This window comes from Nonomuraea sp. PA05 (assembly GCF_008086045.1).
Classification (GTDB): Bacteria; Actinomycetota; Actinomycetes; order Streptosporangiales; family Streptosporangiaceae; genus Nonomuraea; species Nonomuraea monospora.
In genome coordinates this window covers 272,007-298,059 of record NZ_VSEY01000001.1, presented here as the reverse complement: position 1 = coordinate 298,059, position 26,053 = coordinate 272,007, and the positions used below count along the sequence as shown (strand labels likewise).

Below are 26,053 nucleotides of genomic sequence, written 5' to 3'. Positions count from 1 at the left end.
CATCAGGTTAGATCCCAACGCACGACCCGGCAGTCCGCCGGATGCACCACCTGTCCGAGGAGATCGTCATGACCCCACCGTCCCTGCCCTCGCTCCGGCGCGCCCGGCGCCGGACGATCCTGGGCGCCGCCGCACTGGCGGTCGCCCTGACGGCGTCGCTGGCCGCCTGCTCGTCCGGCGACACCACGTCCGGATCCACGGCGAGCGCCTCCGGCCCCGTGACGCTGGAGTTCTGGACCTGGAGCCTCAAGGGCAGCGACGCGGCGGCCCAGGCGATCGCGGACAAGTACCACCAGCTCCACCCGAACGTCACGGTGAAGCTGTCGGAGGTCGGCGGCACCACCGAGACCGCCGCCAAGCTGCTGGCCGCCGACCAGGCCGGCGACACCCCCGACGTGGTGCAGATCGAGTACCGCGGCCTGCCCGCCCTGGTGGTGGCCGGGGCCGCCAAGGACATCACCGCCGACGTGGCGGGCGTCAAGGGGAACGTCGACCCCAACGTCTGGGCCCAGACCACCTTCGGAAACCAGGTGTACGGCGTCCCCCAGGACATCGGCCCGATGGTGCTCACCTACCGCCAGGACCTGTTCGACAAGTTCGGCATCAAGGTCCCCACCACTTGGGACGAGTACGCCGACGCCGCCGAGCAGATCCGCGAGAAGGACCCCGACGCCTACATCGCCAGCTTCGCCGCCAACCAGCTCGAGTTCTTCGCCGCGCACGCCGCTCAGGCCAACGCGCAGTGGTGGAGCACCGACGGCAACGCCTGGAAGGTCGGCATCGACAGCGAAGCCTCGCTGAAGACCGCCGACTTCTGGCAGGACCTGGTGGAGCGCGACCTGGTCAAGGTGGAGCCGCTGCTCACGCCGGAGTGGAACGCCAAGGTCAACGACGGCAAGATCCTGAGCTGGACCGCGGGGGCGTGGGCTCCGAGCGTCATCTACTCGGTGGCGCCGGACACGGCGGGCAAGTGGGCGTCGGCACCGCTGCCGCAGTGGACGAAGGGGCAGGCCGCCGTGCCGTTCCTGGGCGGGTCGGCGTACCTGGTGCCGGCCAAGTCGCAGCACGCCAAGGAGGCGGCGGCGTTCGCGGCCTGGCTGGGCGCCTCGGACGAGGGCTCCAAGCTGCTGCTCGGCCTCGACCTGTTCCCCGGCGCCAACGCCGGACGGCAGGCGACGCTGACCCACGAGCCGCCGAAGCTGATGCCGCAGCAGAAGGACTTCTACCAGGTCACCGACCAGGTGATCAAGAACACCACGATCCCGGTGACGTGGGGGCCGAACGTGAACATCGCCCAGACCGCCTTCGGCGACGCCCTCAACAAGGCCGCGCTCGACAAGACCTCCTTCCGCGCGGTGTACCAGGCCACGCAGCAGGCGGTCGTCGCCGACCTGCAGAAGTCCGGCTACACCGTCACCAAGTAGCCCGATCCCACTCTGGACGTCTGATGCCCGCCACCTCCGCACGGCTGAGCACGCGGCTGCGTGCCGCCGCCACCCCATGGCTGTTCGCCTCACCGGCGATCGTGTTGTTCACGTTGTTCCTGGTCATCCCGATCGGTTATGCGATCTACCTGAGCTTCCGCGGCTTCCGCGTCGAGGGCGGCGGCGCGTTCGGGCGGCGCGTGGAGACCTTCGTCGGGTTCGAGCACTACGCCGCCGCGCTCGGCGACCCCGAGTACGTGGCCGGGCTGGGCCGGGTGCTGCTGTACGGCGTGATCGCCGTCCCCAGCGTGCTCGGCCTGGCGCTGCTGTTCGCGCTGCTGCTCGACACCCCGCGGGTGCGGGCGCGCGGCTTCAGCCGTACGGCGATCTTCCTGCCGTACGCGGTACCGGGCGTGATCGCCAGCCTGCTGTGGGGCTTCCTGTACCTGCCCAGCACCAGCCCGATCAGCTACATCGCCCGGCAGTTGAACGCGGGGCCGCTGGACTTCTTCGGCTTCCCCGCCCTGTACTTCTCGCTGGCCAACATCGCGCTGTGGTCCGGCGTCGGCTTCAATATGATCATCATCTTCACGTCGCTGCGGGCCATCCCCACCTCGATCTACGAGGCGGCCCGCATCGACGGGGCGAGCGAGCTGCAGATCGCCTGGCGCATCAAGATCCCGCTGGTGGCGCCCGCGCTCGTGCTGACCGGCCTGTTCTCGGTGATCGGCACGCTGCAGCTCTACAGCGAGCCGGCCACGCTGCGGCCGATGACGCCGGCGATCAGCACGACCTGGGTGCCGCTGATGAAGATCTACCAGGAGGCGTTCAGCAACGACAACCTGGGCGGGGCCGCGGCCGCCTCCGTGCTGCTGGCGGTGGGCATCCTCGTCCTGTCGCTGCTCCTGCTGCGGTTCTTCCAGCGCCGGACCTTCGGAGACAACGCATGACCGCCATCACCACCACCGGCGACCGGCAGTTCCGCCGCCGTCCCCGCGCCCGCCGCCGCCCCAGGCTCCCGCTGCTGGTTTTGCTGCTCGGCGCGCTGTACTGCCTGACCCCGGTGGCGTGGGTGGTCATCGCGGCCTCCAAGACGCCGCGCGAGCTGTTCACCACCTTCTCCTTCGTGCCGGGCAGCGGCCTGCTGGACAACCTGGCGAGCCTGAGCGCGTACGGCGACGGCCAGTTCTGGCGCTGGGGGCTCAACTCGCTGCTGTACGCCGGCCTCGGCTCGGTGCTGTCCACGCTGGTGTCGGCCATGGCCGGGTACGCCCTGGCCAAGTTCCGCTTCCGCGGCCGGGAGGCGCTGTTCTCGGTGATCCTGGCCGGGGTGCTGGTGCCGGGCATCGTGCTGGCCGTGCCGCAGTACCTGCTGCTGGCGAGCGTCGGCCTGGCGGGCACCCACTGGTCGGTGCTGCTGCCGGTGATCATCAACCCGTTCGGCATCTTCCTGTGCCGCGTCTTCGCCAACGCCGCCGTCCCGGAGAGCACGCTGGAGGCGGCCCGCCTGGACGGCGCGGGCGAGCTGCGCATCTTCGCCACCATCGTGCTGCCGATGATGGTGCAGGGCCTGGTCACGGTGTTCCTGCTGCAGTTCGTGGGCATCTGGAACAACTTCCTGCTGCCCTTCATCATGCTGTCGGACCAGGACAAGTATCCGATCACGCTGGGCCTGTACACGTTCCTGGGCAAGGGCGCGGGCGACAGCGACCTCTACCCGCTGGTCATCATGGGCTCGGCCGTGTCCGTCATCCCGCTGATCGCGCTGGTCCTGGTGCTGCAGCGGTTCTGGCGTGCCGACCTGCTGGCCGGCGGACTGAAGGGATGACCCGCACGTGAAGTTCACCGACGGCCTCTGGCAGTTGCGGCCCGGCGTGACCGCGCTGTACGCCGCCGAGGCCTACGACATCCGCACCGAGGACGACGCGATCACCGTGACCGCGCCCACCACGGTGATCACCCGCCGCGGCGACACCCTCAACCGGCCGGTGCTGTCGCTGCGGCTGTCGTCCCCGCTGGAGGACGTGATCCGGGTCCGCGTCGAGCACCACGCCGGCGACGGGCGCGGCTTCGACCTGGTCGGCGCCGAGGACGGCCACGGCGTCGTCAAGCCCGACGGCACGACGATCACCAGCGGCGCGCTCAGCGCGACCGTGGCGCCCGGCGCCCCGTGGAGCCTGACCTTCTCCGCCGATGGCCGCCCGCTGACCTCCAGCGGCCCCAAGTCCATCGGCTACTTTCGGCTCGCCGCGGACGCGCAGACCGACCCGGGGCCGGTCGGCAAGCCGCGCACGGGCCCGTCCGCGCACCTCGCCCAGCAGCTCTCGCTGGGCGTCGGCGAGGTGGTCTACGGGCTGGGCGAGCGTTTCGGGCCGCTGGTCAAGAACGGCCAGACGGTGGAGATCTGGAACGCCGACGGCGGCACCTCCTCCGAGCAGGCCTACAAGAACGTGCCGTTCTACCTCACCAACCGCGGGTACGGCGTCTTCGTCAACCACCCAGGCCACGTCTCCTACGAGGTGGCGTCGGAGGCGGTGCAGCGCGTCCAGTTCTCCGTCGAGGGCGAGAGCCTCGAATACCTGATCATCTACGGGCCGTCCCCGAAGCGGATCCTGGAACGTTACACCGCGCTGACCGGCCGCCCGGCCCTGCTGCCCGCCTGGTCGTACGGCCTGTGGCTGTCCACCTCGTTCACCACCGGCTACGACGAGGAGACGGTCACCTCGTTCATCGACGGCATGGCCGCGCGCGACCTGCCGCTGTCGGTGTTCCACTTCGACTGCTTCTGGATGCGCGAGTTCAACTGGTGCGACTTCGAGTGGGACCCGCGCGTCTTCCCCGACCCGGAGGGCATGCTGGCCCGCCTGCACGACAAGGACCTGCGGGTCTGCGTGTGGATCAACCCCTACATCGCCCAGCGCTCGCCGCTGTTCGCCGAGGCCGCCGGGCAGGGCTTCCTGCTGCGGCGGCCCGGCGGGCGGGTCTGGCAGTGGGACCTGTGGCAGGCCGGCATGGGCCTGGTCGACTTCACGAACCCGGACGCGCGGCGGTGGTTCCAGTCGAAGCTGCGCGCGCTGCTGGACCAGGGCGTGGACGCGTTCAAGACCGACTTCGGCGAGCGCGTCCCGCTGGACGTCGCCTACTTCGACGGCTCCGCGCCCGAACGGATGCACAACCTGTACACGCAGCTCTACAACGAGGCCGTGTTCGAGGTGCTGGAGGAGCGGCGCGGCCGGGGCGAGGCGGTGCTGTTCGCCCGGTCGGCGACGGCCGGCGGGCAGCGGCTGCCGGTGCACTGGGGCGGCGACTCGGGATCGACGTACGAGTCGATGGCGGAGAGCCTGCGCGGCGGCCTGTCGCTGGCGTTGTCCGGCTTCTCGTTCTGGAGCCACGACATCGGCGGCTTCGAGGGCACACCGGACCCCGGGGTGTTCAAGCGCTGGGTCGCCTTCGGGCTGATGTCGTCGCACTCGCGGTTGCACGGCTCGTCGTCCTACCGCGTGCCGTGGGCGTTCGACGAGGAGGCCGTCGAGGTGACGCGGCTGTTCACCCGGCTGAAGCTGCGCCTGATGCCGTACCTGTACCAGGCGGGCGTGCACGCGCACGAGACCGGCACGCCGGTGATGCGGCCGATGGCGATGGAGTTCCCCGGCGACCGCACCGCCGCGCCGCTCGACACGCAGTACATGCTCGGCCCCGATCTGCTGGTCGCGCCCGTCTTCAGCGCCGACGGGACGGTGGAGCTGTACCTGCCGGACGGCACGTGGACGAACTACCTGACGGGCGAGCGGGCCGAGGGCGGGCGGTGGCGCACCGAGCGGCATCCCTTCACCTCGATGCCGATCTACGTGCGCGAGGGCGCGGTCCTGCCGGTCGGCGCGCGGGACGACCGGCCCGACTACGACTATCTCGACGGGCTGACCCTGCGCGTCTATCCGGGGCCGGACGGCGAGAGCATGCTCACGGTGACCGATCACGTCACCGGCGAGCCCGCGCGGTTCACGATCAGCCGCTCGGGTGGCGAGGTCTCGGTGACCTCCTCGCTCGCCTCGGGGTGGACGCACGAGCTCGCGTGAGACGGTCGGCGCGCGTGGACGCCTGGCCGTGGCGGCTCAGCGCACCTCCTGGATGCGGACCAGGTTGCCCGCGGGGTCGCGGAAGGCGCAGTCGCGCACCCCGTACGGCTGCTCCACCGGCTCCTGCACGACCTCCGCGCCCGCGCCCTGAACCTTCTCGAAAGTGCCGTCGAGGTCGGCGGTGGCCAGCAGGATCCAGCCGTAGGTGCCCTTGGCCATCATCTCGGCGATCGTGCGGCGCTCGTCGTCGGTGATGCCGGGGTCGGCGGCCGGCGGCGCGAGGAGGATGGAGGTGCCCGGCTGTCCGGCGGGGCCGACCGTGATCCAGCGCATCTGGCCCCGGCCGACGTCGCTGCGCACCTCGAAGCCGAGTGCGTCGCGGTAGAAGGCCAGGGAGGCCTCAGGGTCGTCGTGCGGGAGCGAGCTCGTGTGAATGGTGATGTCCATGGCCTCACGTTAGCTGTGGCACGGCGGCGCGCGCCGCAGGCCTCCTGATCGGCCTGGTCACCTGCTTGGCGACGCAGGACGGCAGGCCCGCCGCCGCGCGGGCCGCCTCACGCCGGTACACGCTCGGCGGCACGCCGACCAGCTCGGTGAAACGGGTGCTGAAGGTGCCCAGCGACGAGCAGCCGACCGCGAAGCACACCTCGGTGACGCTGAGGTCGGCCCGGCGCAGCAGCGCCATCGCGCGTTCGATGCGGCGCGTCATCAGGTACGCGTACGGCGACTCGCCGTAGGCCCGCCGGAACTCGCGGCTGAGGTGCCCGGCCGACATGTGCGCGCCGCGCGCCAGCGCCTCGACGTCCAGCGGCCGCGCGTACTCCCGGTCGATCCTGTCGCGGACGCGCCGCAGCCGCGCCAGGTCGCTCAGGTGGTGCGCCGTGGTCAGCGCGCGGCTCCACGAAGGGTGGCACATGGGGTCGTCGTTCCTTTCACAAAGAGGTACGGGACGCGCTCTGCCAGGCGAAGCCGTCAGGGTCGGTGAACTCGCCGAGGTCGCCGCCGATGACGATGCGGTGGGAGCCGGTCCCGTCGGCGGGGATGCCGGCGGTCTTGGCGAGGGCGCGGCGCCGATAGAGGCCCAGCTTGACGGGGCTCGCCCCGCTGTCGAACTCGACATACATGCGGCCGAAGCTCTTGCCGACGGTCAAGCCGCGTTCGAGGTAGAACCGCTTGCTCGCGGCCACGTCAGCGACGCCCAGCAGCAGGACGAAGCCGTCGAACTCCCGGGTGGCCGGGCCGGTGTCCTTCTTCGAGGTGGTGGCGATGTTCCAGATCGCCCCGTCCGGGCTGCGGACGACGCCGCCGTAGCCCCACAGCGACTTCGCGGGCGGCTTCAGCGGCATGGCGCCGGCTTCCAGGGCGGTGCCGATCAGGCTGTCGACGGTGCCGGGCTGCGACACCGTGAGCGACAGGGTGAAACCGCGGAAGCCGGTCGTCGGCGCGTCCGAGGTCTCGAAGCGCACGTGCGAGTCGAGGTCGAAGGCGGTGGTGTAGAAGCTCCGCGCGGCGGCGGGGTCGGCTACTTCGAGGGTGACGGAGTCGATGGAGGTCATGGCGAAGACGCTACGCGTGAGCGCCTGACCAGTGCTTCTCGATTCCTGATCGGTCCGGGACGTCACGGGAGGAGCCTGATCAGCACCTGCGTGCCGCGTTCCGTCCGGTACCAGAACATGCCCTGCTGGGCGTGCAGGGTGGGGGACGCCTTGTCGCCGCGGCGCGTCGGGATGCGGAACAGCGTGCCGGTGCGCCCCGTCGCGAGGTCGTGCACGGCCGCCGCTCCCCCGCCCGTGGCGTCGCGCTGCCGGAGCATGACGTAGCGGCCCGAGTAGAGGTCTCCCACGGCCTGGCCGGGGAGGGCGCGCAGGCCGGTGCCGTCGCGCCGCCAGGTCTCGACGCCGCTCAAGCACCACGTCACCCCGCAGTCCTTCCACGAGGTGCGGCCCGAAGGCGGGGTGGCGTCCCTGGTCTCGCCGGTGCGCACGTTCTTGAGGTGCTCCATCGGCCGCGGGATGGGGTGGTCCACCGAGCGGTCGTCGCGCGGCTCACCCGCCCAGGGCCATTCGAGCAGGTGGAAGCCTCTCGTGCCGGTGATCAGGGTGGGGGTGCCGCCCTTCAGCGGGAGGCGGTAGACGCCGCCCTCCGCCGGGGACCACCACACGGTGCCGTCGGCGATGGTCAGGTTGCGGGCTCCGATGATCTCGTTGTCGCTGGTGATGGTGGCGGTCACCGCGGCCAGGCGGCGGGGGGCTCCGCCGGTGACGGGCACGGCCCAGATCTCCAGCTTGCGATCCCGCAGGACCGTCCACGCGACCTGCCCGTCGCCGAAGACCACGGGCTCATTGGTGATGTACCTGCTCGTCAGGGTCGTGATGCGGGTGAAGCGGCGCTTGTCCACGTCGTAGGACCAGATGCTGTCCGGCCGGTTCCTGGTCAGGCCCCGCCCGGCCACGACGCGGGGGCTGATGAACACGTCCGGCTTGAACGCGCGCTTGCCCGGTGCGGTGGCGGGGATCTCGTGCACGGCGTCCGGCCAGACCTGCTCGACCGGCGGGGCGAGGGGGCCGACGTACGGGGTGGGCCGCTGGGCCGGGTGCGGCGTGGGCGGGGTGACGGCGCGGGTGGTCGCGAAGGAGATCGCCACGACCAGCACGAGGGTGGCCGCCACCGCCAGCGGCGCCCACCACCGGAAGGCGGCCAGGCGCGAACGCGGCGTCCGTCGGTTCATGGCGGCCAGGCGCGAACGCGGCGTCCGTCGGTTCATGGCGGCCGGGCGGGAGTGCGGCGGGGGCAGGACACGCGGGCGGCCGTCGTCGCGCACGCTCCCCGCCTTGGCGGCCAGCGCGTCCCTGAGCCGATCCTCGATGCCTGTCATGCCTGGCCTCCCAGTTCACGCTGGAGGCGGTCCAGGGCCCTGGAGGCGGTGGACCGCACGGTGCTCTCTCTGACGCGCGTCATCCGCGCGATGTCGGCGTCGGGCAGATCGAGGTAGTACCGCAGCACGAGAACCTCGCGCTGCCGCCGCGGCAGCCGGCTCAGCGCGGACAGCATCTCCTGCCGCGACTCCCCCAGCAGCGCGGCCGTCTCCGCCGAGTCCACCGGCTCGCCGGACGGGCCCGGCGCCGCCGCCCTGGCGGCCACGCCGCGCCGCCGCAGCACCGAGCGGGAGCCGTTCAGCACGCAGGCACGCACGTACGCCAGGCTCAGCGCGTCCGGCCGCTTGCCGTGCAGCCGCGAGAAGACGTCCTGGACGACGTCCTCGGCGCTCTCCCTGTCACCGACGAGCAGCACGGCCAGGCGCACCAGCGCGAGCCAGTGCTCGCGGTACAGGTCCGCCAGCTCGGCTCCACGGTCCGGCGGCGCGGGCGCGCGGGCGGCTGTCTCACTGTTCATGACCTACTAACGCGCGCCCTCCCCGATCCGCTGCTTCCGCACACCGATGAGTTCGCGCGCCCGCGGCGGTCATCACCTTCATGACAACCTTCGCTCTCATCCACGGCGGCGGCGGCAGCGCCTTCGACTGGCACCTGGTCGAGGCAGAGCTGCGCGACCGCGGGCACGACACGGTCGCGGTGACCCTGCCGATGTCCGACCCGGAGGAAACGCTCTGGGACTACGCCGGCAGCGTCGTCCAGGCGATCGGCGAGCGCCGGCCCCTCGTGGTGGTGGCCCACTCGTGGGGCGGCTTCATCGGCCCGCTCGTCTGCGCCCGGGTCGAGGCAGCCGCGCTGGTCATGCTGACCGCCATGATCCCGAGCCCGGGCGAGACGCCGGAGGAGTGGTGGGGACGCACCGGCCACCCTGCCTCCGGCATCGACGACGAGTACCAGCTCTACCTGCACGACGTCCCGCGTGAGCTGGCCGAACGGGTGCTGGCCCACGACGGCGAGCTCGCCGCGAAGATGAGCATGGACCGCGCCTACCGGCAGCCGTGGCCGCTGGACGCCTGGCCGGACGTTCCCACCCGCTACCTGCTGTGCCGCGACGACCGCTTCTTCCCTCCCGAGTTCGTCCGGCGGCACGTGGCGGAGCGGCTCGGCGTCATCCCGGACGAGATGCCCGGCGGTCACATGGTGATGCTGTCGCGGCCGGGCGAGCTGGCCGACTACCTGGCGGGGATTCCCGGGTGAGCGGCACGGCTCAGCATTCGCCGTCGGCCAGCACCCAGTGGCCGGGGCCGGTCTGGCGGAGGCCGTGGACGACGAAGGTGTTCCACAGGCCCATGGGGTCGTTGGAGCCGTTGGCGTAGGTGTAGCCGCCTTCCTGGTGGGCGCGGCCCGCCGTGGTGTGGGCGTAGTTGCTGGCCCGCACGCACGCGCCCGGCACCGTCGGGGTCGGGGTCGGGGTGGGAGTGGGCGTCGGGGTCGGGGTCGGCGGGGTGTCGCTGTCCAGGCCGAAGAAGCGGGCGTCGTGGTAGGCCGAGCAGATGGTGTCCAGGAAGTAGGCGGCCGCGGCCCCGCACTGGCCGGTCGCGGTCCCCGGGTCCACCGGCAGGCCGTGGCCCATCCCGGCGATCTCGTACAGGCGCACGTCGTCGCCGCCGTACACGGTCATGGTGGTGCCGCCGGTGAGGGAGCCGGTCGACGTGGGCGTCTGGGACACGCCGCGCACGTCCGTCCACTGGTCGCGCAGTTGCCTGCCGTTCGCGGGGACCACCGTGTAGTCCGACTGGCCCTGCCAGATCGCCACCCTCGGGTACGGGCCCGCGTAGCCGGAGTGGGCGGCGCGCACCAGGTCGCCCCACTGGCGGGAGGTGCGCTGGGTGGGGCCGTACTGGCAGCTCGACGCCTGGGTCAGGCTGGAGGCGCACCGGTAGGCCAGGCCCGCGCCGATCGAACCGGCCGCGAACACGTCCGGGTAGGTCGCCAGCATGACCGCCGCCATCGCGCCGCCCGCCGACAGGCCGCTGACGTAGGTCCGCGCCGGGTCGGAGCCGTACGTGGCGGCGGCGTGGGCGACCATGGCGCGGATCGAGGCCGCCTCGCCCTGGCCGCGCGTGGTGTCGCCGGTCTGGAACCAGTTGAAGCAGCTGGAGGAGTTGTTGGCGCTGCCGGTCTGCGGCAGCACCAGGGTGAAGCCCCACTGGTCGGCGTACTGGCGCCAGCCGGAGCTCGCGAAGTAGCCGGCGGCGTTCTGGGTGCAGCCGTGCAGCAGGACGACCAGCGGGCGGCCGGTGCCCGCGCCGTCGGGGCGGTAGGCGTACATGGTGAGGTTGCCGGGGTTGGCGCCGAACGAGGTGACCTGGACCAGCGCCGCCGCCCGGGCGCCGTGCTGGGCCGGCAGGGCCGTCCACGACAGGACGGCGAGCAGCAGGAGGGTGAGGGTGCGGCTGAGGAGAGTGGTGGCCACGGCAGGCTCCCTGCTCTTCTGGGGGTGTTGCAGCGCACGTTAGACGGCTGGACGGGCGTGGGACATGGTGCCGGTTCACACCTTTGGCACCGCCCGCACGGGCGGCCGTCACGTCACCCGCGAAGCGCCGCGCGCGGCGGTCGCGTCACGCCGGGGGGCAGCGTTCCCGGTCGTGCTCCAGGATGCCGTCGGCGGACGGCTCGGGCAGGACGTCGCCGGACGGCCGCAGGCTCGACAGCAGCAGGGCCAGGTAGCGGCGCGGGTCGTGGTGGGCGGGATCGCCGGGGTGGGCGGTGGCCAGCGCCATGATGACGATCGCCGCGAGATCCCTGACGACCAGGTCGCCGCGCACCTGCCCCGCGCGCTGAGCCCGGTCGAGCACGGCACCGAGCGGCCGCATGAAGCGCGCCGCGATGTCCACGGTGGAGGCGCCCGACTGCCGGGCCGCCTTCAGCAGCCCGTGGTGCGCGGCCAGGGTGCCGACCGCCGCCGTCAGCGCCCCGGCCAGCCCGTCGCCGGGGTCGGCGGCGTCGCGGGCGGCCATCACCAGCGGCTCGACCTCCTCGGCGAAGTACGTCTCGAAGGCGGCCCTGATCACGCCGTCGCGGTCGCCGAAGCGCCGGTAGACGGTGGCGCTCCCGATGCCCGCGTGCCGGGCGATCTCCTCCAGGGAGACCTCGGGGCCGCGTTCGCGCAGGATCGCGATCGCGGCCCGGACGATCTTGTCCGCGTTACGCAGCGCGTCGGCTCGCTGTCGCTGCTCGTACACACGGTGAACGCTAGCAGCCGGGACGGAATGGGTGGTTACCAGGCGACTTCGAAGGCGGACAGGCCGTACACGACGTTGAAGGAGCGGAACTGCGGCGCGGTGCCGGTCTCGCGCAGCCCCGGGAAGCGCTCGAACAGCGCGGGGAAGGCGATGCGCATCTCCATCCTGGCCAGCGGCGCGCCCAGGCAGTGGTGCACGCCGTGGCCGAAGGCGACGTGGCCGAGGTCGCCGCGGGTGATGTCGAGGCGGTCGGGCTCGGAGATGTACGCCGGGTCGCGGTTGGCGGCGGGCAGCACGCACATCACGACCTCCCCTGCCGGGATGCGGACGCCGGACAGCTCGACCTCGGTGGTGGTGGTCTTGCTGGTGCCCGAGTGCACGATGCTGAGCCAGCGCAGCAGTTCCTCGACGGTGGCGCTGATCCGCTCGGGCTCCTTCCTGAGCAGGTCGAGCTGGTCGGGGTGGCGCAGCAGGGCCAGGGTGCCGAGCCCGAGCATGTTGGACGTGGTCTCGTGGCCGGCCAGCAGCAGCAGCGCGGCGATGCCCACCAGCTCGTCGGTGGTCAGGTCGTCGCCGTGCTCGCGGACGAGCATGCCGAGCATGTCCTCGCCGGGTTCGGCGCGGGCGGCGGCGACGAGCTCGGCCATGTAGTCGCGCTGCTCCTGGCTCGCCGCCGCGCGCCGCTCGAACGGCAGTGAGATGTCGAGCAGCTTGCCGGTGCGCCGCTGGAAGTCGTCGCGGTCGGCGTACGGCACGCCCAGCAGCTCGCAGATGACCAGGGACGGGATCGGCAGCGCGAAGGCGGAGACCAGGTCGGCGGGCGAGCCGGCCCGCTCCATCGCGTCGAGGTGCTCCCGCACGATCTCGTGGATGCGTGGCTCCAGGCGGCGCATCCGCCGCATCGTGAACTCCGGCGTCAGGATGCGCCGCAGCCGGGTGTGCTCGGGCGGGTCGAAGGCGAGCAGGTTGCCCGCGCGCGCCCGTTCGCGCTGCTCCTCGCTGTACTGCTCGCCGGCCGGACGGAACGCCATCGCGCGGGCGTTGCTGAAGCGGGCGGGGTCGCCGAGCACCTCCCGGACGTCGGCGAAGCGGCTGACGAGCCACGCCTCGACGCCGAACGGGGTGGGCACCCGGCGGACGCCTTCGTCGTCGCGCACCGAGGACAGCTCAGGGACGGGGTCGAAACCGTTGCGCCGCATGTGCAGGGGCAACGTCATGGCATCGCTCATGTCATCTCCCGGACGATCTCCACTGACCGCTTGTCACAAAAACGAGAGTAGCCCATCAGTTCCTGGGTCGCGCGGCTGCCGCGTGTAGATCACTGAACGGGGTGGCACAACTCCGAGGGTGAAGCGGGTGTCCGAGCTGCTCGGAGCCTCGGTACGGCGCGCCGCCCTGATCGCTCTCGCCACCGGGCTCGCCGCCGTGGCCGCGGTGGCGGCGGTCGCGCCGCCGGCGTACGTGCCGTTGATCGGCTGGGACGTGGCGGCCGTGGTGTTCCTGCTGGTCACCTGGGCGCGGATCTCCCGGCTCGACGGCCCGGGGACGGCCGCCGACGTGAACAGGGAGGACCCCACCCGCGCCGGCTCGGACGTGGCCGTCGTCGTCGCGGCGGTGGCCAGCCTGGCGGCGGTCGCGAACATGATCGTCCAGACCGGCGCAGGAGTGGTCCTGGCCGTGGGGCTCGGCGTCGCCAGCGTGGTGGCCTCGTGGGCGGTCGTGCACACGATCTTCACGCTGCGGTACGCGCTGATGTACTACTCCGCCGGGACGGGCGGCGCTGGTGGCGGCGTCGACTTCCACGACAGCGACCCCGGCGCCCAGCCGTGCTTCACCGACTTCGCCTACCTGGCGTTCACCGTCGGGATGACGTTCCAGGTCTCCGACACCGAGCTGAACAGCGCCGCGTTCCGCTCGGCGGTGCTGCGGCAGGCGCTGCTGTCGTACCTGTTCGGCACGGTCATCGTCGCCCTGACCATCAACCTGGTCGCCGGTCTGAGCCGATGAGCTGAGCCGCCGGAGTCGCAGCCGGCGGGAATGCCCGGCGCCCCGCCCGGGTGGCAGCCTGGAGGCGTGGAGTTGCTGCTCCTGCTGCAGTGGGTCCGGCTCGGCAGGGGACGCGGGGACGGCCGTCCCGCCTGATATTTCCACCTATATGATCGCCTTTAAGCATAAAGCTGCATGAACCTGCCTGAATCGGAAACCCGGAGCTCTCACTCGCATGGACCCCGCCACGCGCCGGCGCCGTCAGGCGTTGTTCCTGTTCTTCCTCCTCCCCGGCATCGCCCTGTCCTCGTGGGTCACCCGCACCCCGGACATCCGCGACGGTCTCGACGCGTCCACCGGCCAGATGGGCTGGATCCTGTTCGGCCTGTCCCTCGGCTCGATGGCCGGGATCCTGAGCTCGGGCCGGCTCGTCTCCCGCTACGGAACCCGTCCCGTCATCGGCCTGGGCACCGCGCTGGTCGTCGTGAGCCTGGCCGTCATCAGCGCCGGCGCCCTCCTGTCGTCCGTGCCGCTGGTGATGGCGGGCCTGTGCGGGTTCGGCGCGGGCACGGGGGCGGGCGACGTCGCCGTCAACGTGGACGGCGCCGACGTCGAGCGCGTCACCGGCCGCACGACGCTGCCCGCCCTGCACGGCTGCTGGAGCCTCGGCACCGTCATCGGCGCCTGCACGGGCATCGCGGCCACCGCCGCCGGCTTCCCCGTGCACTGGCACCTGGCCGCCGTCACCCTGATCTCCGCCGCCCTCCTCCTGTACGCGATCCGCTCCGTCCCGGCGGGCACCGGCCTCGGCACGCCCGGCGAGCCCGGCGCCGGCGGCCCGCGGCCGGCGCTGTGGAAGGACACCAGGCTCGTCCTCATCGGCGCGATCGTCCTGGCGATGGCGCTGGCCGAGGGCGCCGCCAACGACTGGCTGCCGCTGCTCATGGTGGACGGGCACGGCCTGGACGCCACCGCCGGTTCCCTCGTCTACGCCGGTTTCGCCGCCGCCATGACCATCGGCCGCTTCGCCGGCACGTTCTTCCTGGACCGCTTCGGCCGCACCACCGTCATGCGCGCCAGCGCCGCCTCGGGCGCGCTGGGCCTGCTGCTGGTCATCTTCGCCGACAACGCCGTCGTGGCCGGGGCCGCCGTGCTGTTCTGGGGGCTCGGCGCGTCGCTGGGCTTCCCCGTCGCACTGTCGGCGGCGGGCGAGACCGGGCGCGAGCAGACCGCCCGGGTGAGCCTGGTGGCCACGATCGGCTACATCGCCTTCCTGGTCGGCCCGCCCGGTCTCGGCTTCCTGGGCGACGAGTGGGGCCTGCGCCCTGCCATGCTCGTGGTGCTCGCCTTCGTCGCCGCCGCCTTCGTCCTGGCCCCGGCCGTCGACACCCGCCTGCGCACCGCCGCCCCCCGCGAAGACACGGCCTGATCCCCTACACCCCCGCGTACACCTTCCTGGCGTTGCCCGCCAGCACCGCCGCCGCCACCTCGTCCGGCACCAGCCCCGCCACCGCCCGCGCGTTGGCCGCGACGCCCGGCACGCCAGGCCAGTCCGTGCCGAAGATCCACCGCCGGGCGAGCCGCACGAGGTCGAAGCGCGCGTAGTACTCGGGCAGCCGTTTGGGCGGCAGCCCCGACAGCTCCAGCCACACGGTCTCGTGGGACAGCGCGAGGAAGGCGGCGGCGTCGTACCACCAGCCGCGCCCGCCGTGCGCGAGGACGACGTGCAGGCCGGGGAAGTCGCGCAGGACGGGGATGAGGTGGCGCGGGTCGGCGTTCTCGTTGGCGGAGCCGGGGAAGGAGCTGGTGCCGCAGTGCACGACGAGGGGGACGCCGCGCTCTTCGAGCAGGTGGTAGGCGCGGTAGAGGGCGGCGTCGTCGCAGCGGAAGCCGCCGTGCACGGGGTGCAGCTTGAGTGCGGCGGCGCCGAGGCCGAGCTGGCGGCGCACCTCGTCGGCGAGCGGGAAGTGCAGGTGCGGGTTGACGTTGGCGACGGGACGGAAGCGGGACGGGTTGTGCTCGACGATCGGCAGGAGGTCGTCGAAGGCCTGGATGCCGGTGGCCTTGGGGCTGTATTCGCAGAACAGGAGGGCGACGTCCACTCCCTGGGCGGCGAGGAGCTCGTCCAGGCGGGCCGGGCGCGGCCGGCCGGCGGCGTCCCAGACGTCCTGGAGCAGGCCGTCGGGGCCGAAGTCGCGGGCCCAGCGCAGCCAGGCGGGCTTGAGGGTGCCGAGCAGGGGGACGTGGACGTGCGCGTCGATGAGCGCCATGCCGTCGATCATGTGATCACACGCGTTCCAGGTCGTAGTCGCCCTTGCGGCCGGTGCCGTAGCGGCGCAGCGCGCCGTCGGGGCCGGAGGCGTTCGGCCGGTTGAAGATCCAGTTCTGCCAGGCGGTGAGCCGGCCGAAGATCTTGGTCTCCAGGGTCTCCGGGCCGGCGAAGCGGTGGTTGGCCTCCATGCCGGTCAGCGCGTCGGGTGACAGGGAGGCGCGTTCCTCGACGGCGATGCGCAGCTCCTCCTCGAAGTCGAGGTCGTCCAGGGCCATGGTGACCAGGCCCAGCTCCGAGGCGGCGGCGGCGTCGAGCGGCTCGCCGAGCCGGGCCAGGACAGCCGCCAGCTCCGCGTCGTGGCCCCAGAAGCGGGACCGGAGGCGGGACAGGCCGTTGCCCATCGGGTGGTCGCCGTCGTTGGCGGGCGTGAGGACGACGGCGGCGGGGGCGGCGTCGTCGTCGCGGTCCTCGTAGACGCCTTCCAGCATGTACTGGCGGTCGGCGGCCAGCGCCAGCTCGGCCAGCAGCCCGGCGAACGCGGTGCCCGGCTCGATGACGGCGATGAGGCTGCGGCTGGTGACGTCGAGCCGTTTGAGCGTGCGCTTGTAGTAGTGGCGCACCTCGGCCGCGAACCAGTCGTCCGCCGCGTGAAGCTGGGCGTCGTAGGCCAGCACCCGCCCGGCGTCGCCGGCGGTGCGCAGCAGCCAGATGCCGAGGCCGGGCTCGTTGGTCCGCAGGTGCAGGACGAGGTCGTCCAGGGCCCGGGTCATCGCCAGGGGCCAGTAGTCCGCGCCCTGGGCGGACGGGTCGGCGGGCGGGGCGTCGTGCGGGCCGGCCACGGTGATCTCGACCTTGCGGCCCGAGCGGTCGAGCCGGGCGGACACGTACGGGTAGGTGATGGTGTCGCCCTCGTCCTTGCGGGTCAGCGGCGTCAGGCGCACGCCGCGCGCGCCGGAGGGGCGGGGCGAGGTCGCCGCCGCCTCCTCGGCGCGGCGGGCCACCTCCCCCGCGAACGAGTGGCGCGGCACGGCGGCGTCCACCAGCCCCCATTCGGCGGCGGTGCGTCCGCGGAGGCCCTCCGCCCTGGTGGCGAACAGGTCGGCGCGGTCCTTGCGCACGTGCCGCTTGTCCACGACGCGGGTCAGCCCGCCGGTGCCGGGCAGCACGCCGAGCAGCGGCACCTCGGGAAGGGAGACGGCCGAGGAGCCGTCGTCGACCAGGACGATCTGGTCGCAGGCCAGCGCCAGCTCGTAGCCGCCGCCGGCGGCGGTGCCGTTCAGCGCGGCGATCCAGGTCTGCCCCGAGTTCTCCGTGGCGTCCTCGATGCCGTTGCGGGTCTCGTTGGTGAACTTGCAGAAGTTCACCTTCCAGCCGTGCGAGGACTGGGCCAGCATCCGGATGTTGGCTCCCGCGCAGAACATCCGGTCCAGGCCGCCGGTCAGCACCACCGCCTTGACCTCCGGGTGCTCGAAGCGCAGCCGCTGGACGAGGTCGTACAGCTCGATGTCCACGCCGAGGTCGTAGGAGTTGAGCTTCAGCTCGTAGCCGGGCACCAGGCCGCCCTGCTCGTCCACGCGCAGCGTGACGGTGGCGACCGGGCCGTCCACCTGGAGGCTCCAGTGACGGTAGCGGTCCGGTGAGGTGGCGAAGGTGACGGTCAAGGCGCACTCCGGAAGGTTCGACTTGTTTTATGTGTGGCGTCAAGTTTTTGTAGCATTTAAGAGGCGGCTCGTCTGACCTGAGAGAATGCGCGTCACGGCGATGTCGTACGAGGGAGGGAGGGAGCGGTGACCACGAGCGAACCGCGTCCGCAGGACAGGACGTCCGCCAGCGCCCGGTCGCTGCTGCTGACCGTTCTCGGCGAGTTCGTCATGCCCCGGCGCGGCGAGACGTGGACGGGCAGCCTGATCGAGGCCCTGTCGGCGCTCGGCGTGGAGGAGAAGTCCGCGCGGCAGGCGCTGTCGCGCACCGCGGCCGAGGGGCTGCTGCAGTCGGAGCGGCACGGCCGCAAGGTGCGGTGGAAGCTCACCGACGCGGGCGACCGGCTGCTGCGCGAGGGCGCCGGGCGCATCTACACGTTCATGCGCGGGCCGCACGCGTGGGACGGGCGCTGGCTCGTGCTCACCGCGGGCGTGCCCGAGAGCCAGCGGCAGCTCCGGCACCGGCTGCGCACCAAGCTCACCTGGCTGGGGCTCGGCTCGCCCGCCCCGGGCCTGTGGGTGGTGCCCGACGCGTCGAAGGAGGCCGCGGTCCGCGAGGTCGTCCGTGAGCTCGACCTCGACGACCGCGCCTACGCCTGGACGGGACCGTCGGCGGGCATCGGCGACACCACAAAGATCATCACAGCGGCGTGGGACCTCGACGACGTCGAGAAACGCTACGTGGCCTTCATCGAACGCTTCGAAGGCCTCCCCGTCCGCGCGGACCGGGAGGCGTTCGTCAGCCAGGTGCTGCTCATCCAGGAGTGGCGGCGTTTCCCGTTCCTCGACCCCGACCTGCCCGCCGAGCTGCTCGACCACGACTGGCCCGGCCCCCGCGCGGCGGCCGTCTTCCACGACCTGCACAACCGGTGGCACCGGCGCGCCCAGGCCGAGTGGGAGCGGATGGCGGAGAGCGCGGCCACGCGGCACTAGAGCAGCCCCTCTTCCGCGAGGTGCACGTAGTCGAACTCGACCGGCTGGTCGTTGATGCCGGTCTTCGGCGGGGCGATCCAGCCGGCGAATTCGCCGTACTCGTACTCGGGGACCATGAGCGAGGCCACCTGCTCGCGGTCCTCGCCGGTGGGCAGCCAGTCGCGGGCGCGGGCCTGCCAGTCGGCCTCGTCCACGACCTCGCCGTGCGGGGTGACGTGGTGGCCCGCGTAGACGCCGACCTTGCGGTTGAAGCCCTCGTGCGGCAGGTACAGCCGCTCCTCCAGGCCGGCGTCCGCCAGGGCCTGGTTCCAGCGGCGCACGCCGTGGGAGCAGTCGGCCACGTACTCGTCGCGCAGGTCGAGGTTGAGCGCGCTGAGCATGGGCACGGTTCTGGTCCTGATCTGCCCGTCCTGGACGTAGCGCAGCTCGCGGGTGTCCTCCAGCAGGACGTGGTCGTCCTTGCGGCGGGTCTCCATCCAGCGGCCCTTCAGGCCTGAGGTGTAGTAGTTGCCGGCGTTGGTGGACTGCTCGGAGCCGAACAGGTCGAGCGAGACGGAGAACTGGAAGTTCAGGTACCTCTGGATGACGTCCAGGGGGATCCCGCCGTGCGGGAGGATGTCGGCGGTGCCGTGCCGCGCCATCAGCTCGGCCGTGCGCTCCAGGGTGCGCTGCACTCCGGTGGTGCCCACGAACATGTGGTGGGCCTCCTCCTTGAGCATGAACTGGCAGGTGCGCGCGAGCGGGTCGAAGGCCGACTCCTTCAGCGTGCCGAGCTGGTACTTGCCGTCGCGGTCGGTGAAGTAGGTGAACATGAAGAACTGCAGCCAGTCGGTGGTCGCCTCGTTGAACGCGCCGAGGATGCGTGGCGCGTCGAGGTCGCCGGAGTTGCGCTTGAGCAGCTGCTCGGCCTCCTCGCGGCCCTGCCTGCCGAAGTAGGCGTGCAGCAGGTAGACCATGGCCCACAGGTGGCGGCCCTCCTCGACGTTGACCTGGAAGAGGTTGCGCAGGTCGTAGATGCTGGGCGCGGTGTTGCCCAGGACGCGCTGCTGCTCGACCGAGGCGGGCTCGGTGTCGCCCTGGATGACGATCAGCCGCATCAGGTCGGCTCGGTGCTCGCCGGGCACCTCCTGCCAGGCGGGCTCCCCCTTGTGCTTGCCGAAGCCCACCTTGCGGCCGGGGTCGCGCTCGGCCAGGAAGATGCCCCAGCGGTACTCCTCCATCGGGACGTGCTCGAAGTGCGCCCAGCCGTCGCGGCCGACGGCGACCGCGGTGCGCAGGTAGACGTCCTTGGTCGGCAGGGCCGGGCCGAGTGTTTTCCACCAGTCCAGGAACTTCGGCTGCCAGCTCTCCAGCGCGCGCTGCAGGCGGCGGTCGCTCGCCAGGTCGACGTTGTTGGGGATGCGCTCGCCGTAGTCCACGCGGCTCAGCGGGCCGGTGGGGGCGGGCGCCGCACCCGTACGGGGATCAGGAGTCGTGTCCACCTCCTCAACATGCCACAGGATTCTTGCGAGACGAAAGAGCGATGTAGCAAGTTATGTCGGCCCGTTCCGGCCTCTTTCGGCACCGGGGCACGTTCGTGCCGCAAGGCATTGACGTCACGACACTTGTCTGTAGATCCTGAGCCAACCGACTCAGCGCGGGGGCGCCGAGCCCACCCCCAGGAGTGTCACCATGCACGTCTTACGGAACAGCGCTGCCGCCCTCGCCCTGGCCCTCGCACTCGCGGGGTGCGCCGGCTCCAGCCTCGACCAGTCCGGCGGCGGCCCGACCGGCGGAACGGTGAAGATCGGCCTGCTGGTGCCGCTGTCGGGCGTGTACGCGCCGCTGGGCGAGGACATGCGCAACGGCTTCCAGCTCTACCTCGACCAGCACGGCGGCAAACTGGGCGGCCGCACCGCCGAGGTGGTCAGCGCCGACGAGGGCGAAGGCCCGCAGACGGGCGTGCCCGCCGCGCAGAAGCTCGTCACCCAGGACCAGGCCACCGCGGTGGTCGGCGTCGTCAACTCCGCCACCGCGCTGGGCCTGCGGGACTTCTTCGACGAGTCGAAGAAGCCGCTCCTGGTCGCCAACGCCGGCGCCGACGACATCACCGGGGCGCGCAAGTCCCCGTACGTGTGGCGCACCAGCTTCGCCAACGGCAAGGTCGCGGCCCCGCTCGGCCCCGCCGTCGCCGAGGAGGTGGACGGCGGCGTCTACCTCATCGCCGCCGACTACGCCGCCGGCCGGGAGATGATCGCCGGGTTCCGCAAGACGTTCGAGGCGGCGGGCGGCAAGGTGGCCGGCGAGAAGTACACCCCGTTCGGCAAGACCCAGGACTTCCAGCCGTTCCTGTCGGCGATCCGCGGCTCCGGCGCCAAGGCCGTCTACGCCTTCTACGCGGGCGCCGAGGCCGTCAGCTTCGTCAAGCAGTACAAGCAGTTCGGGCTGGCCGGCGACATCCCGCTGTACGGCACCGGCTTCCTGACCGAGGGCGGCGTGCTCGACGCCCAGGGCGAGGCCGCCGCCGGGGTGAAGACGTCGCTGCACTACTCCGCCGAGCTGGACACCCCGCGCAACAAGGAGTTCACGGACGCCTACCGCAAGGCTTACAACGAGGCGCCCACCGTGTACGCGGTGCAGGCCTACGACGCCGGAGCCGTCCTGGACAAGGCCCTGGCCGCCGCCCCTGGCGGCACCGGCGACGAGGTGATCAAGGCGCTGGGCTCCGTGGGAACCGTCGACAGCCCGCGCGGCGAGTGGAGCTTCGGCGCCGACCAGGACGCCCAGCAGAAGTACTACCTGCGGGAGGTCCGCTCCAGCAGCGGCGCCATGGTCAACGCCGTCGTCAGCGAGCTGGGCTGATGGCCACGTACCTGGTCAGCGTGCTCAACGGGCTGGCGATGGGCGCGTTGCTGTTCGCCATCGCGCTGGGGCTGTCGCTGGTGTTCGGCATGATGGACGTGCTCAACCTGGCGCACGGCGCCGTCTACCTCGCGGGCGCGTACGTCGCCGTGGCGCTCGTCCCCGGGAACGCGAGCCTGGCGGCCTTCGTCGCGGCCGTGCTGGTCGCCGCCGCCGTGGGCGCCGCGCTCGGCGGCGTGCTCGCGGGGCTGACCAGGGCCACGCCCCGCCACCTCGACCAGGCGCTGCTCACCCTCGGCGTCTCCCTCGTCGTGGCCGAGGTGCTGTCCATGGTGTTCGGCGACGACGTGCACTCCGTCGCCGCGCCCGCGCCGGTGGCGGGCGGCGTCGCCGTGTTCGGCCAGACCTATCCCGTCTACCGGCTGCTGGTGATCGGGTTCGGCGTTCTGCTGGCGGTGGGCGTGCACGTGCTGGTCGAGCGGAGCCGGCTCGGGTCGCTGATCCGGGCCGTCGTCGCCGACCGGGGCATGGTGGCGGCGCTGGGCATCGACACCGGCAAGGTGCTCGCCGGGGTCTTCGCGGCGGGCGCGGGGCTGGCGGCGGTCGGCGGGGTGCTGGCCGGGCCGATCCTGGGGGCCGCGCCAGGGCTGGACGAGAAGGTGCTGCTGCTGGCGCTGGTCGTGGTGGTCGTGGGCGGGCTGGGGTCGGTGCGCGGGGCGTTGCTGGGGGCTGTGCTGATCGGGCAGGTGCAGGCGCTGGGGACGGCGTTGCTGCCGGAGTACGCGTCGTTCCTCGTCTTCGGGGCGATGGGGCTGGTGCTCCTGCTGCGCCCGGCGGGGCTCCTGCCTGCGCGGACGGCGGTGCCCGCATGACGGCGGCGCGCGTATGAAAGTGGCCCACGAGACCGGCGCGTCCGAGGCCGAGCCCACACCGGCGAGGCCCCGGCGCGGCGTGGCCAAGCCCCTCGTGGCCGCGGCGGTGCTCCTGCTCCTCGCCGCCGCACCCCTGGTCCTGAGCGCCTACCCGATCTCGGCCATGACCCGGATCCTGGCCTTCGCCGTCCTGGTGCTCAGCGTCGACCTGCTGACCGGCGTCACCGGCCTGCCCACCCTCGGGCAGGCCGCCTACTTCGGCGCGGGCGCCTACACCGCCGCGCTCGTCGGCATCCACCTCACCCCGGACGCGGGCGTGCAGGCGCTGGCCGGCCTGGCCGCCGGTCTGGTCACCGCCGCGCTCACCGGCTGGGTCGCCGTGCGGGCGCGCGGCATCGTCTTCCTCATGCTCACCTTGGCCATCGGCGAGACGGCACACCAGGTGGCCGGCACCTGGAACGCCGTCGGCGCGGGCAACGGCCTGGCCGGCATGCCGCCGATCACCCTGTTCGGCGGCCCTGCCCTGCTGGCCGCCGGATACGTCTACTGGTGGGTGCTGGCGGTGGCGGTCGCCGTGTTCGCCGCGATGACGCTGGTCGTCCGCTCGCCGTACGGCAGGACGCTGCGCGGCATCCGCGACAACGAGCCGCGCATGCGGGCGCTCGGTTACCGGCCCGCGCTCGCCAGGTACGGCGTGTTCTGCCTGGCCGGGGCCGTCGCGGGGGCGGGCGGGGCGCTGTGGGCGGCGCACGCCAGGTTCGTCTCCTCCGGCGATCTCGGCTTCGAGGTGGCGGCGCTCGCCCTGCTCAGCGTGGTCATCGGCGGTGGCGGCACGCTGTGGGGGCCCTGCCTGGGCGCGGCGCTGGTGCTGCTGGTGCGCGACTACCTGTCGGCGTCCATCGGCGGGCACGGGCCGCTGGTGCTGGGGCTGGTGTTCGTGGCCGTGGTCTTCCTGCTGCCGCGCGGCATCGCCGGCCTCCGCCGCCGGGCCGGTGCCGAGCGCCGGAGGGGGCGGCGGCCATGACTCCCCTGCTGGAGCTGCGCGGCCTGACCCGCGCCTACGGCTCACTGAAGGCCGTGGACGGCGTGGACCTGCCGGTCCTGCCGGGCGAGCGGCACGCCCTCATCGGCCCGAACGGCGCCGGCAAGTCCACCCTGTTCGCCACCGTGGCCGGAACCCTGCCCGCCACCAGCGGCACCGTGCTGTTCGACGGCCACGACATCACCGGTCTCCCCGAGTCGGAACGGGCCCGGCGCGGGCTGCTGCGCACGTACCAGCACTCCAGCCTCTTCCTGGACTGCTCGGTGCTGGACAACGTGGCGCTCGCCGTCCAGCGGGTGCACCGGGTGGCCCACCGGCTCGACCGGGCGGCGTGGCGTTTCCGCCGTACCGAGGCCGAGGCGAGCCGCCACCTGGAGTCCGTCGGGCTGGCCGGGCGGGCGGGCGACCGGGCCGCCGCGCTGTCGCACGGCGAGCGCAGGCAGCTCGAAGTGGCGATGGTGCTGGCCGCCGAGCCCGCGCTGGTCATGTTCGACGAGCCGACCGCCGGCATGTCCGCCGCCGAGACGGAACGGTTCGCGGGCCTGATCGAACGGCTGCCGGACAGCCTCACCCTGCTCATCGTCGAGCACGACCTGGACGTGGTGTTCCGCCTGGCCGGCCGCGTCACCGTCCTGCATCTGGGGCGGGTCCTGGCGTCCGGGACGCCCGAGCAGATCAGGGCCGACGACGCGGTGCGGGCCGCCTACCTCGGCTCGGCCAGGACCGACGACCTGTTCACCGACGACCCCCTCACCGGAGACCTCTGATGGCGGACCTGCTGACCGTGCGGGACCTGCGCGCGGGCTACGCGGGCACCACGGTGCTCGACGGCGTCGATCTCACCGTGCCCGCCGGCGCGGTCGTGGCGCTGCTCGGCCGCAACGGCGCGGGCAAGTCCACCTTCGTGCACACCGTGATGGGCCTGCTCAAGCCGTACTCCGGCAGCGTCCGCGTCGGAGACAGGGAGCTCGCCGGAGCCGCGGCGCACACGGTGGCCCGCGCGGGCGTCGCGATCGTGCCGCAGGGCCGCCGCGTGTTCGCGCCGCTCACCGTGGCGGAGACGCTGGCCCTCGCGTCCGGCCGCAGGAGCCCGAGCTGGACGGTGGAGCGGGTCTACGAGCTGATGCCGGGCCTCGCCGAGCGCCGCGCCCACCGCGGCGACCAGCTCTCCGGCGGCGAGCAGCAGATGCTCGCCATCGGCCGGGCGCTGCTGCGCGATCCGCGGCTGCTCCTGCTGGACGAGCCGTCCGACGGCCTCGCGCCCGCCGTCGTCGAGCAGGTCGCCGTCGTGCTGGAGGGGCTGCGCGGCGCGGGCATCGCGGCCGTGCTGGTGGAGCAGGACCTGCACCTGGCCTTCCGCCTGGCGGACGAGGTGGCGGTCATGCGCAAGGGCCGGATCGTGCACCGGAGCCCGACCGCCGAGTTCCGGGCCGATCGGGCCCGCGCGCACGCCCTGCTCGGCGTCGGCTGATCGGAATTCCCTTTCGGGAGATGAGGCGGCACCGCCGTTAAGCTGATTGACTTAGATCGGCACCGTCTACGTCTCTGGAGGGCACGTGACCGTCGAGCAGGTTCCGCACTACCCGTTCGCCAACCCCACCGCACTCGAGCCGCCACAGGAGTGGGCCGAACTGCGCGGCGGCTGCCCGATCGCGCCCGTCAGGCTGGCCAGTGGCGACCAGGCGCTGCTGCTCACCCGCTACGACGACGTCAAGCAGGTGCTGTCCGACCCGCGCTTCACCCGGCAGCTCGACGCCCCGGGCGCCGCCAGGGTGACCGCCAACGAGTCGGGCGGCGTGTTCGGCAGCGGCGGCAGCAGCATGAGCGGCGATGAGCACCGCGCCTGGCGGCAGCTCGTCGGCAAGGCGTTCACCGCCAAGCGCGTCATGGCGATGCAGCCCAGGATCGAGGCCATGACGGTGCGGCTCGTCGAGCGGATGGTCGCCGAGGGCGCGCCCGCCGACCTGGTCGGCCAGGTGGGCTTCCCGCTGCCGGTGTGGGCCATCTGCGACCTGCTCGGGGTGCCCGACTCCGACCGGGAGAAGTTCGCGTACTGGTCGGACACCATGCTCAGCATGACCAGGTTCGCCCAGGAGGAGATCGACACCGCCCAGGCCGAGTTCGACGGCTACCTCGTCGCGCTCGTCGAGGGCAAGAAGGCCGAGCCGGGCGACGACCTGGTCAGCGAGCTGCTGGCGATGGTCGAGGGCCTCGACGGGCGGCTGACCGAGCAGCTCATGCTGGGCACCGCCAAGGGGCTGCTGGTCGCCGGGCACGAGACCACCGCGAACATGATCGGCAAGATGGTGTCGATGCTGCTGGCCGACCGCACGCGGTGGGAGGCGCTGCTGGCCGACCGCGCGCTGATCCGCCCGGCGGTGGAGGAGGCGCTGCGCTTCGACGCCAACCCCGGCTTCGGCATGCCGCGCTACCTCAGCGAGGAGGTCGAGGTCGGCGGCGAGAAACTGCCGGGCGGCACCACCGTCATCTGCAGCATGGCCGCCGCCAACCGGGACGAGCGGCAGTTCGAGCAGGCCGGCGAGATGCGGCTGGACCGCTCGCCGAACCCGCACGTGGCCTTCGGCGTCGGCCCCCACTCCTGCCTGGGCCAGTCACTGGCCCGCACCGAGCTGCAGACCGTGCTCAAGGTGCTGCTGGACAAGCTGCCCACGCTGGAGCTGGCGGTCCCGGCCGGGGAGCTGAAGCGCCGCGAGGGCCTGATCGTCGGCGGGCTGGAGCGGGTCCCCGTCCAGTGGTGACCTGGGCACGTGTTTCGGTCCGCACCCCCA

At 72.4% G+C, this 26,053-nt stretch carries 25 protein-coding genes; 14 read left to right on the top strand and 11 right to left on the bottom strand.

The window, feature by feature from the left end; genetic code table 11:
* Nucleotides 1-68: 68 nt before the first annotated feature.
* From FXF51_RS01390 to yicI, 4 genes are read left to right on the top strand one after another with little or no spacing between them, the layout of a single operon-like run.
* On the top strand, nucleotides 69-1,424 hold the full coding sequence (locus FXF51_RS01390) for an ABC transporter substrate-binding protein (protein ID WP_148432351.1): 1,356 nt from the start codon (nucleotides 69-71) through the stop codon (nucleotides 1,422-1,424).
* Nucleotides 1,425-1,447: 23 nt separating this feature from the next.
* Nucleotides 1,448-2,374, top strand: a complete 927-nt coding sequence (locus tag FXF51_RS01385) for a carbohydrate ABC transporter permease (RefSeq protein ID WP_148432350.1) — start codon at nucleotides 1,448-1,450, stop codon at nucleotides 2,372-2,374.
* Complete coding sequence (locus tag FXF51_RS01380) at nucleotides 2,371-3,252, top strand: carbohydrate ABC transporter permease (RefSeq protein WP_148432349.1); 882 nt, start codon at nucleotides 2,371-2,373, stop codon at nucleotides 3,250-3,252. Before FXF51_RS01385 ends, FXF51_RS01380 begins: the two co-directional genes overlap by 4 nt.
* A gap of 7 nt (nucleotides 3,253-3,259) precedes the next feature.
* Complete coding sequence (yicI, locus tag FXF51_RS01375) at nucleotides 3,260-5,500, top strand: alpha-xylosidase (protein WP_148432348.1); 2,241 nt, start codon at nucleotides 3,260-3,262, stop codon at nucleotides 5,498-5,500.
* 36 nt (nucleotides 5,501-5,536) lie between these two features.
* On the opposite strand, the gene FXF51_RS01370 is transcribed toward yicI, so the two are convergent.
* From FXF51_RS01370 to FXF51_RS01350, 5 genes are all read right to left on the bottom strand, one after another.
* Complete coding sequence (locus FXF51_RS01370; protein ID WP_148432347.1) at nucleotides 5,537-5,947, bottom strand: VOC family protein; 411 nt, start codon at nucleotides 5,945-5,947, stop codon at nucleotides 5,537-5,539.
* A gap of 4 nt (nucleotides 5,948-5,951) precedes the next feature.
* Nucleotides 5,952-6,416, bottom strand: coding sequence for a helix-turn-helix transcriptional regulator (locus FXF51_RS01365; RefSeq protein WP_148432346.1), 465 nt, complete (start codon nucleotides 6,414-6,416; stop codon nucleotides 5,952-5,954).
* Nucleotides 6,417-6,432: 16 nt separating this feature from the next.
* Complete coding sequence (locus FXF51_RS01360) at nucleotides 6,433-7,056, bottom strand: glyoxalase (RefSeq protein ID WP_148432345.1); 624 nt, start codon at nucleotides 7,054-7,056, stop codon at nucleotides 6,433-6,435.
* A gap of 62 nt (nucleotides 7,057-7,118) precedes the next feature.
* On the bottom strand, nucleotides 7,119-8,375 hold the full coding sequence (locus FXF51_RS01355; protein ID WP_148432344.1) for an anti-sigma factor: 1,257 nt from the start codon (nucleotides 8,373-8,375) through the stop codon (nucleotides 7,119-7,121).
* Nucleotides 8,372-8,893 (bottom strand): RNA polymerase sigma factor, encoded by a 522-nt coding sequence (locus tag FXF51_RS01350; protein WP_148432343.1) that lies wholly within the window; start codon nucleotides 8,891-8,893, stop codon nucleotides 8,372-8,374. The genes FXF51_RS01355 and FXF51_RS01350 overlap by 4 nt, the downstream gene beginning before the upstream one ends.
* A gap of 80 nt (nucleotides 8,894-8,973) precedes the next feature.
* Between FXF51_RS01350 and FXF51_RS01345 the strand changes: the two genes are divergently transcribed.
* Entirely contained in the window at nucleotides 8,974-9,630 is a 657-nt protein-coding gene (locus tag FXF51_RS01345) for an alpha/beta fold hydrolase (RefSeq protein ID WP_148432342.1), read from the top strand.
* A 10-nt stretch (nucleotides 9,631-9,640) separates the two neighbouring features.
* Here FXF51_RS01345 and FXF51_RS01340 read toward each other — a convergent pair whose 3' ends face one another.
* From FXF51_RS01340 to FXF51_RS01330, 3 genes are all read right to left on the bottom strand, one after another.
* Complete coding sequence (locus FXF51_RS01340) at nucleotides 9,641-10,849, bottom strand: alpha/beta hydrolase family esterase (protein WP_262379233.1); 1,209 nt, start codon at nucleotides 10,847-10,849, stop codon at nucleotides 9,641-9,643.
* A 145-nt stretch (nucleotides 10,850-10,994) separates the two neighbouring features.
* A complete protein-coding gene (locus FXF51_RS01335) occupies nucleotides 10,995-11,618 on the bottom strand; it encodes a TetR/AcrR family transcriptional regulator (protein WP_187414097.1) in 624 nt (207 codons plus the stop codon).
* Between the two features lie 35 nt (nucleotides 11,619-11,653).
* On the bottom strand, nucleotides 11,654-12,847 hold the full coding sequence (locus tag FXF51_RS01330; protein WP_148432340.1) for a cytochrome P450: 1,194 nt from the start codon (nucleotides 12,845-12,847) through the stop codon (nucleotides 11,654-11,656).
* A gap of 127 nt (nucleotides 12,848-12,974) precedes the next feature.
* Between FXF51_RS01330 and FXF51_RS01325 the strand changes: the two genes are divergently transcribed.
* Complete coding sequence (locus FXF51_RS01325) at nucleotides 12,975-13,625, top strand: DUF1345 domain-containing protein (protein ID WP_222871072.1); 651 nt, start codon at nucleotides 12,975-12,977, stop codon at nucleotides 13,623-13,625.
* Nucleotides 13,626-13,839: 214 nt separating this feature from the next.
* The gene (locus tag FXF51_RS01320; protein WP_148432339.1) at nucleotides 13,840-15,033 is read left to right on the top strand and encodes an MFS transporter; all 1,194 of its coding nucleotides are present in this window, start codon (nucleotides 13,840-13,842) and stop codon (nucleotides 15,031-15,033) included.
* Nucleotides 15,034-15,037: 4 nt separating this feature from the next.
* Here the strand turns inward: FXF51_RS01320 and FXF51_RS01315 are convergent, their stop codons facing one another.
* Both FXF51_RS01315 and boxC read right to left on the bottom strand, forming a co-directional pair.
* Complete coding sequence (locus tag FXF51_RS01315; RefSeq protein WP_222871071.1) at nucleotides 15,038-15,874, bottom strand: amidohydrolase family protein; 837 nt, start codon at nucleotides 15,872-15,874, stop codon at nucleotides 15,038-15,040.
* A gap of 16 nt (nucleotides 15,875-15,890) precedes the next feature.
* Entirely contained in the window at nucleotides 15,891-17,537 is a 1,647-nt protein-coding gene (boxC, locus tag FXF51_RS01310; protein ID WP_148432337.1) for a 2,3-epoxybenzoyl-CoA dihydrolase, read from the bottom strand.
* 126 nt (nucleotides 17,538-17,663) lie between these two features.
* Here boxC and FXF51_RS01305 point away from each other — a divergent pair, with 126 nt between their 5' ends.
* Nucleotides 17,664-18,509, top strand: coding sequence for a PaaX family transcriptional regulator C-terminal domain-containing protein (locus FXF51_RS01305; RefSeq protein ID WP_148432336.1), 846 nt, complete (start codon nucleotides 17,664-17,666; stop codon nucleotides 18,507-18,509).
* Here the strand turns inward: FXF51_RS01305 and boxB are convergent.
* Nucleotides 18,506-19,990, bottom strand: a complete 1,485-nt coding sequence (gene boxB, locus FXF51_RS01300) for a benzoyl-CoA 2,3-epoxidase subunit BoxB (protein ID WP_222871070.1) — start codon at nucleotides 19,988-19,990, stop codon at nucleotides 18,506-18,508. The genes FXF51_RS01305 and boxB overlap by 4 nt on opposite strands.
* 190 nt (nucleotides 19,991-20,180) lie before the next feature.
* Here boxB and FXF51_RS01295 point away from each other — a divergent pair, with 190 nt between their 5' ends.
* From FXF51_RS01295 to FXF51_RS01270, 6 genes are all read left to right on the top strand, one after another.
* Nucleotides 20,181-21,350: an ABC transporter substrate-binding protein gene (locus tag FXF51_RS01295; RefSeq protein WP_148432335.1), complete on the top strand. Its 1,170-nt coding sequence runs from the start codon at nucleotides 20,181-20,183 to the stop codon at nucleotides 21,348-21,350.
* Nucleotides 21,350-22,222, top strand: a complete 873-nt coding sequence (locus tag FXF51_RS01290) for a branched-chain amino acid ABC transporter permease (RefSeq protein WP_148432334.1) — start codon at nucleotides 21,350-21,352, stop codon at nucleotides 22,220-22,222. The genes FXF51_RS01295 and FXF51_RS01290 overlap by 1 nt, the downstream gene beginning before the upstream one ends.
* Before the next feature lie 13 nt (nucleotides 22,223-22,235).
* On the top strand, nucleotides 22,236-23,246 hold the full coding sequence (locus FXF51_RS01285; RefSeq protein ID WP_148432333.1) for a branched-chain amino acid ABC transporter permease: 1,011 nt from the start codon (nucleotides 22,236-22,238) through the stop codon (nucleotides 23,244-23,246).
* Nucleotides 23,243-24,031 carry an ABC transporter ATP-binding protein gene (locus FXF51_RS01280; RefSeq protein WP_148432332.1) on the top strand — a complete coding sequence of 263 codons (789 nt, stop codon included), beginning with the start codon at nucleotides 23,243-23,245 and terminating at the stop codon, nucleotides 24,029-24,031. Before FXF51_RS01285 ends, FXF51_RS01280 begins: the two co-directional genes overlap by 4 nt.
* Nucleotides 24,031-24,735 carry an ABC transporter ATP-binding protein gene (locus tag FXF51_RS01275; RefSeq protein ID WP_222871069.1) on the top strand — a complete coding sequence of 235 codons (705 nt, stop codon included), beginning with the start codon at nucleotides 24,031-24,033 and terminating at the stop codon, nucleotides 24,733-24,735. The genes FXF51_RS01280 and FXF51_RS01275 overlap by 1 nt, the downstream gene beginning before the upstream one ends.
* 85 nt (nucleotides 24,736-24,820) lie before the next feature.
* Nucleotides 24,821-26,023 carry a cytochrome P450 gene (locus FXF51_RS01270; RefSeq protein ID WP_148432331.1) on the top strand — a complete coding sequence of 401 codons (1,203 nt, stop codon included), beginning with the start codon at nucleotides 24,821-24,823 and terminating at the stop codon, nucleotides 26,021-26,023.
* Nucleotides 26,024-26,053 lie beyond the last annotated feature (30 nt).

Coding starts and splice junctions, on each gene's coding strand:
- FXF51_RS01390 (WP_148432351.1), top strand. CDS start 69: ATGACCCCACCGTCCCTGCCCTCGCTCCGGCGCGCCCGGCGCCGGACG.
- FXF51_RS01385 (WP_148432350.1), top strand. CDS start 1,448: ATGCCCGCCACCTCCGCACGGCTGAGCACGCGGCTGCGTGCCGCCGCC.
- FXF51_RS01380 (WP_148432349.1), top strand. CDS start 2,371: ATGACCGCCATCACCACCACCGGCGACCGGCAGTTCCGCCGCCGTCCC.
- FXF51_RS01370 (WP_148432347.1), bottom strand. CDS start 5,947: ATGGACATCACCATTCACACGAGCTCGCTCCCGCACGACGACCCTGAG.
- FXF51_RS01365 (WP_148432346.1), bottom strand. CDS start 6,416: ATGTGCCACCCTTCGTGGAGCCGCGCGCTGACCACGGCGCACCACCTG.
- FXF51_RS01360 (WP_148432345.1), bottom strand. CDS start 7,056: ATGACCTCCATCGACTCCGTCACCCTCGAAGTAGCCGACCCCGCCGCC.
- FXF51_RS01355 (WP_148432344.1), bottom strand. CDS start 8,375: ATGACAGGCATCGAGGATCGGCTCAGGGACGCGCTGGCCGCCAAGGCG.
- FXF51_RS01350 (WP_148432343.1), bottom strand. CDS start 8,893: ATGAACAGTGAGACAGCCGCCCGCGCGCCCGCGCCGCCGGACCGTGGA.
- FXF51_RS01345 (WP_148432342.1), top strand. CDS start 8,974: ATGACAACCTTCGCTCTCATCCACGGCGGCGGCGGCAGCGCCTTCGAC.
- FXF51_RS01330 (WP_148432340.1), bottom strand. CDS start 12,847: ATGAGCGATGCCATGACGTTGCCCCTGCACATGCGGCGCAACGGTTTC.
- FXF51_RS01320 (WP_148432339.1), top strand. CDS start 13,840: ATGGACCCCGCCACGCGCCGGCGCCGTCAGGCGTTGTTCCTGTTCTTC.
- FXF51_RS01315 (WP_222871071.1), bottom strand. CDS start 15,874: ATGGCGCTCATCGACGCGCACGTCCACGTCCCCCTGCTCGGCACCCTC.
- FXF51_RS01295 (WP_148432335.1), top strand. CDS start 20,181: ATGCACGTCTTACGGAACAGCGCTGCCGCCCTCGCCCTGGCCCTCGCA.
- FXF51_RS01290 (WP_148432334.1), top strand. CDS start 21,350: ATGGCCACGTACCTGGTCAGCGTGCTCAACGGGCTGGCGATGGGCGCG.
- FXF51_RS01285 (WP_148432333.1), top strand. CDS start 22,236: ATGAAAGTGGCCCACGAGACCGGCGCGTCCGAGGCCGAGCCCACACCG.
- FXF51_RS01280 (WP_148432332.1), top strand. CDS start 23,243: ATGACTCCCCTGCTGGAGCTGCGCGGCCTGACCCGCGCCTACGGCTCA.
- FXF51_RS01275 (WP_222871069.1), top strand. CDS start 24,031: ATGGCGGACCTGCTGACCGTGCGGGACCTGCGCGCGGGCTACGCGGGC.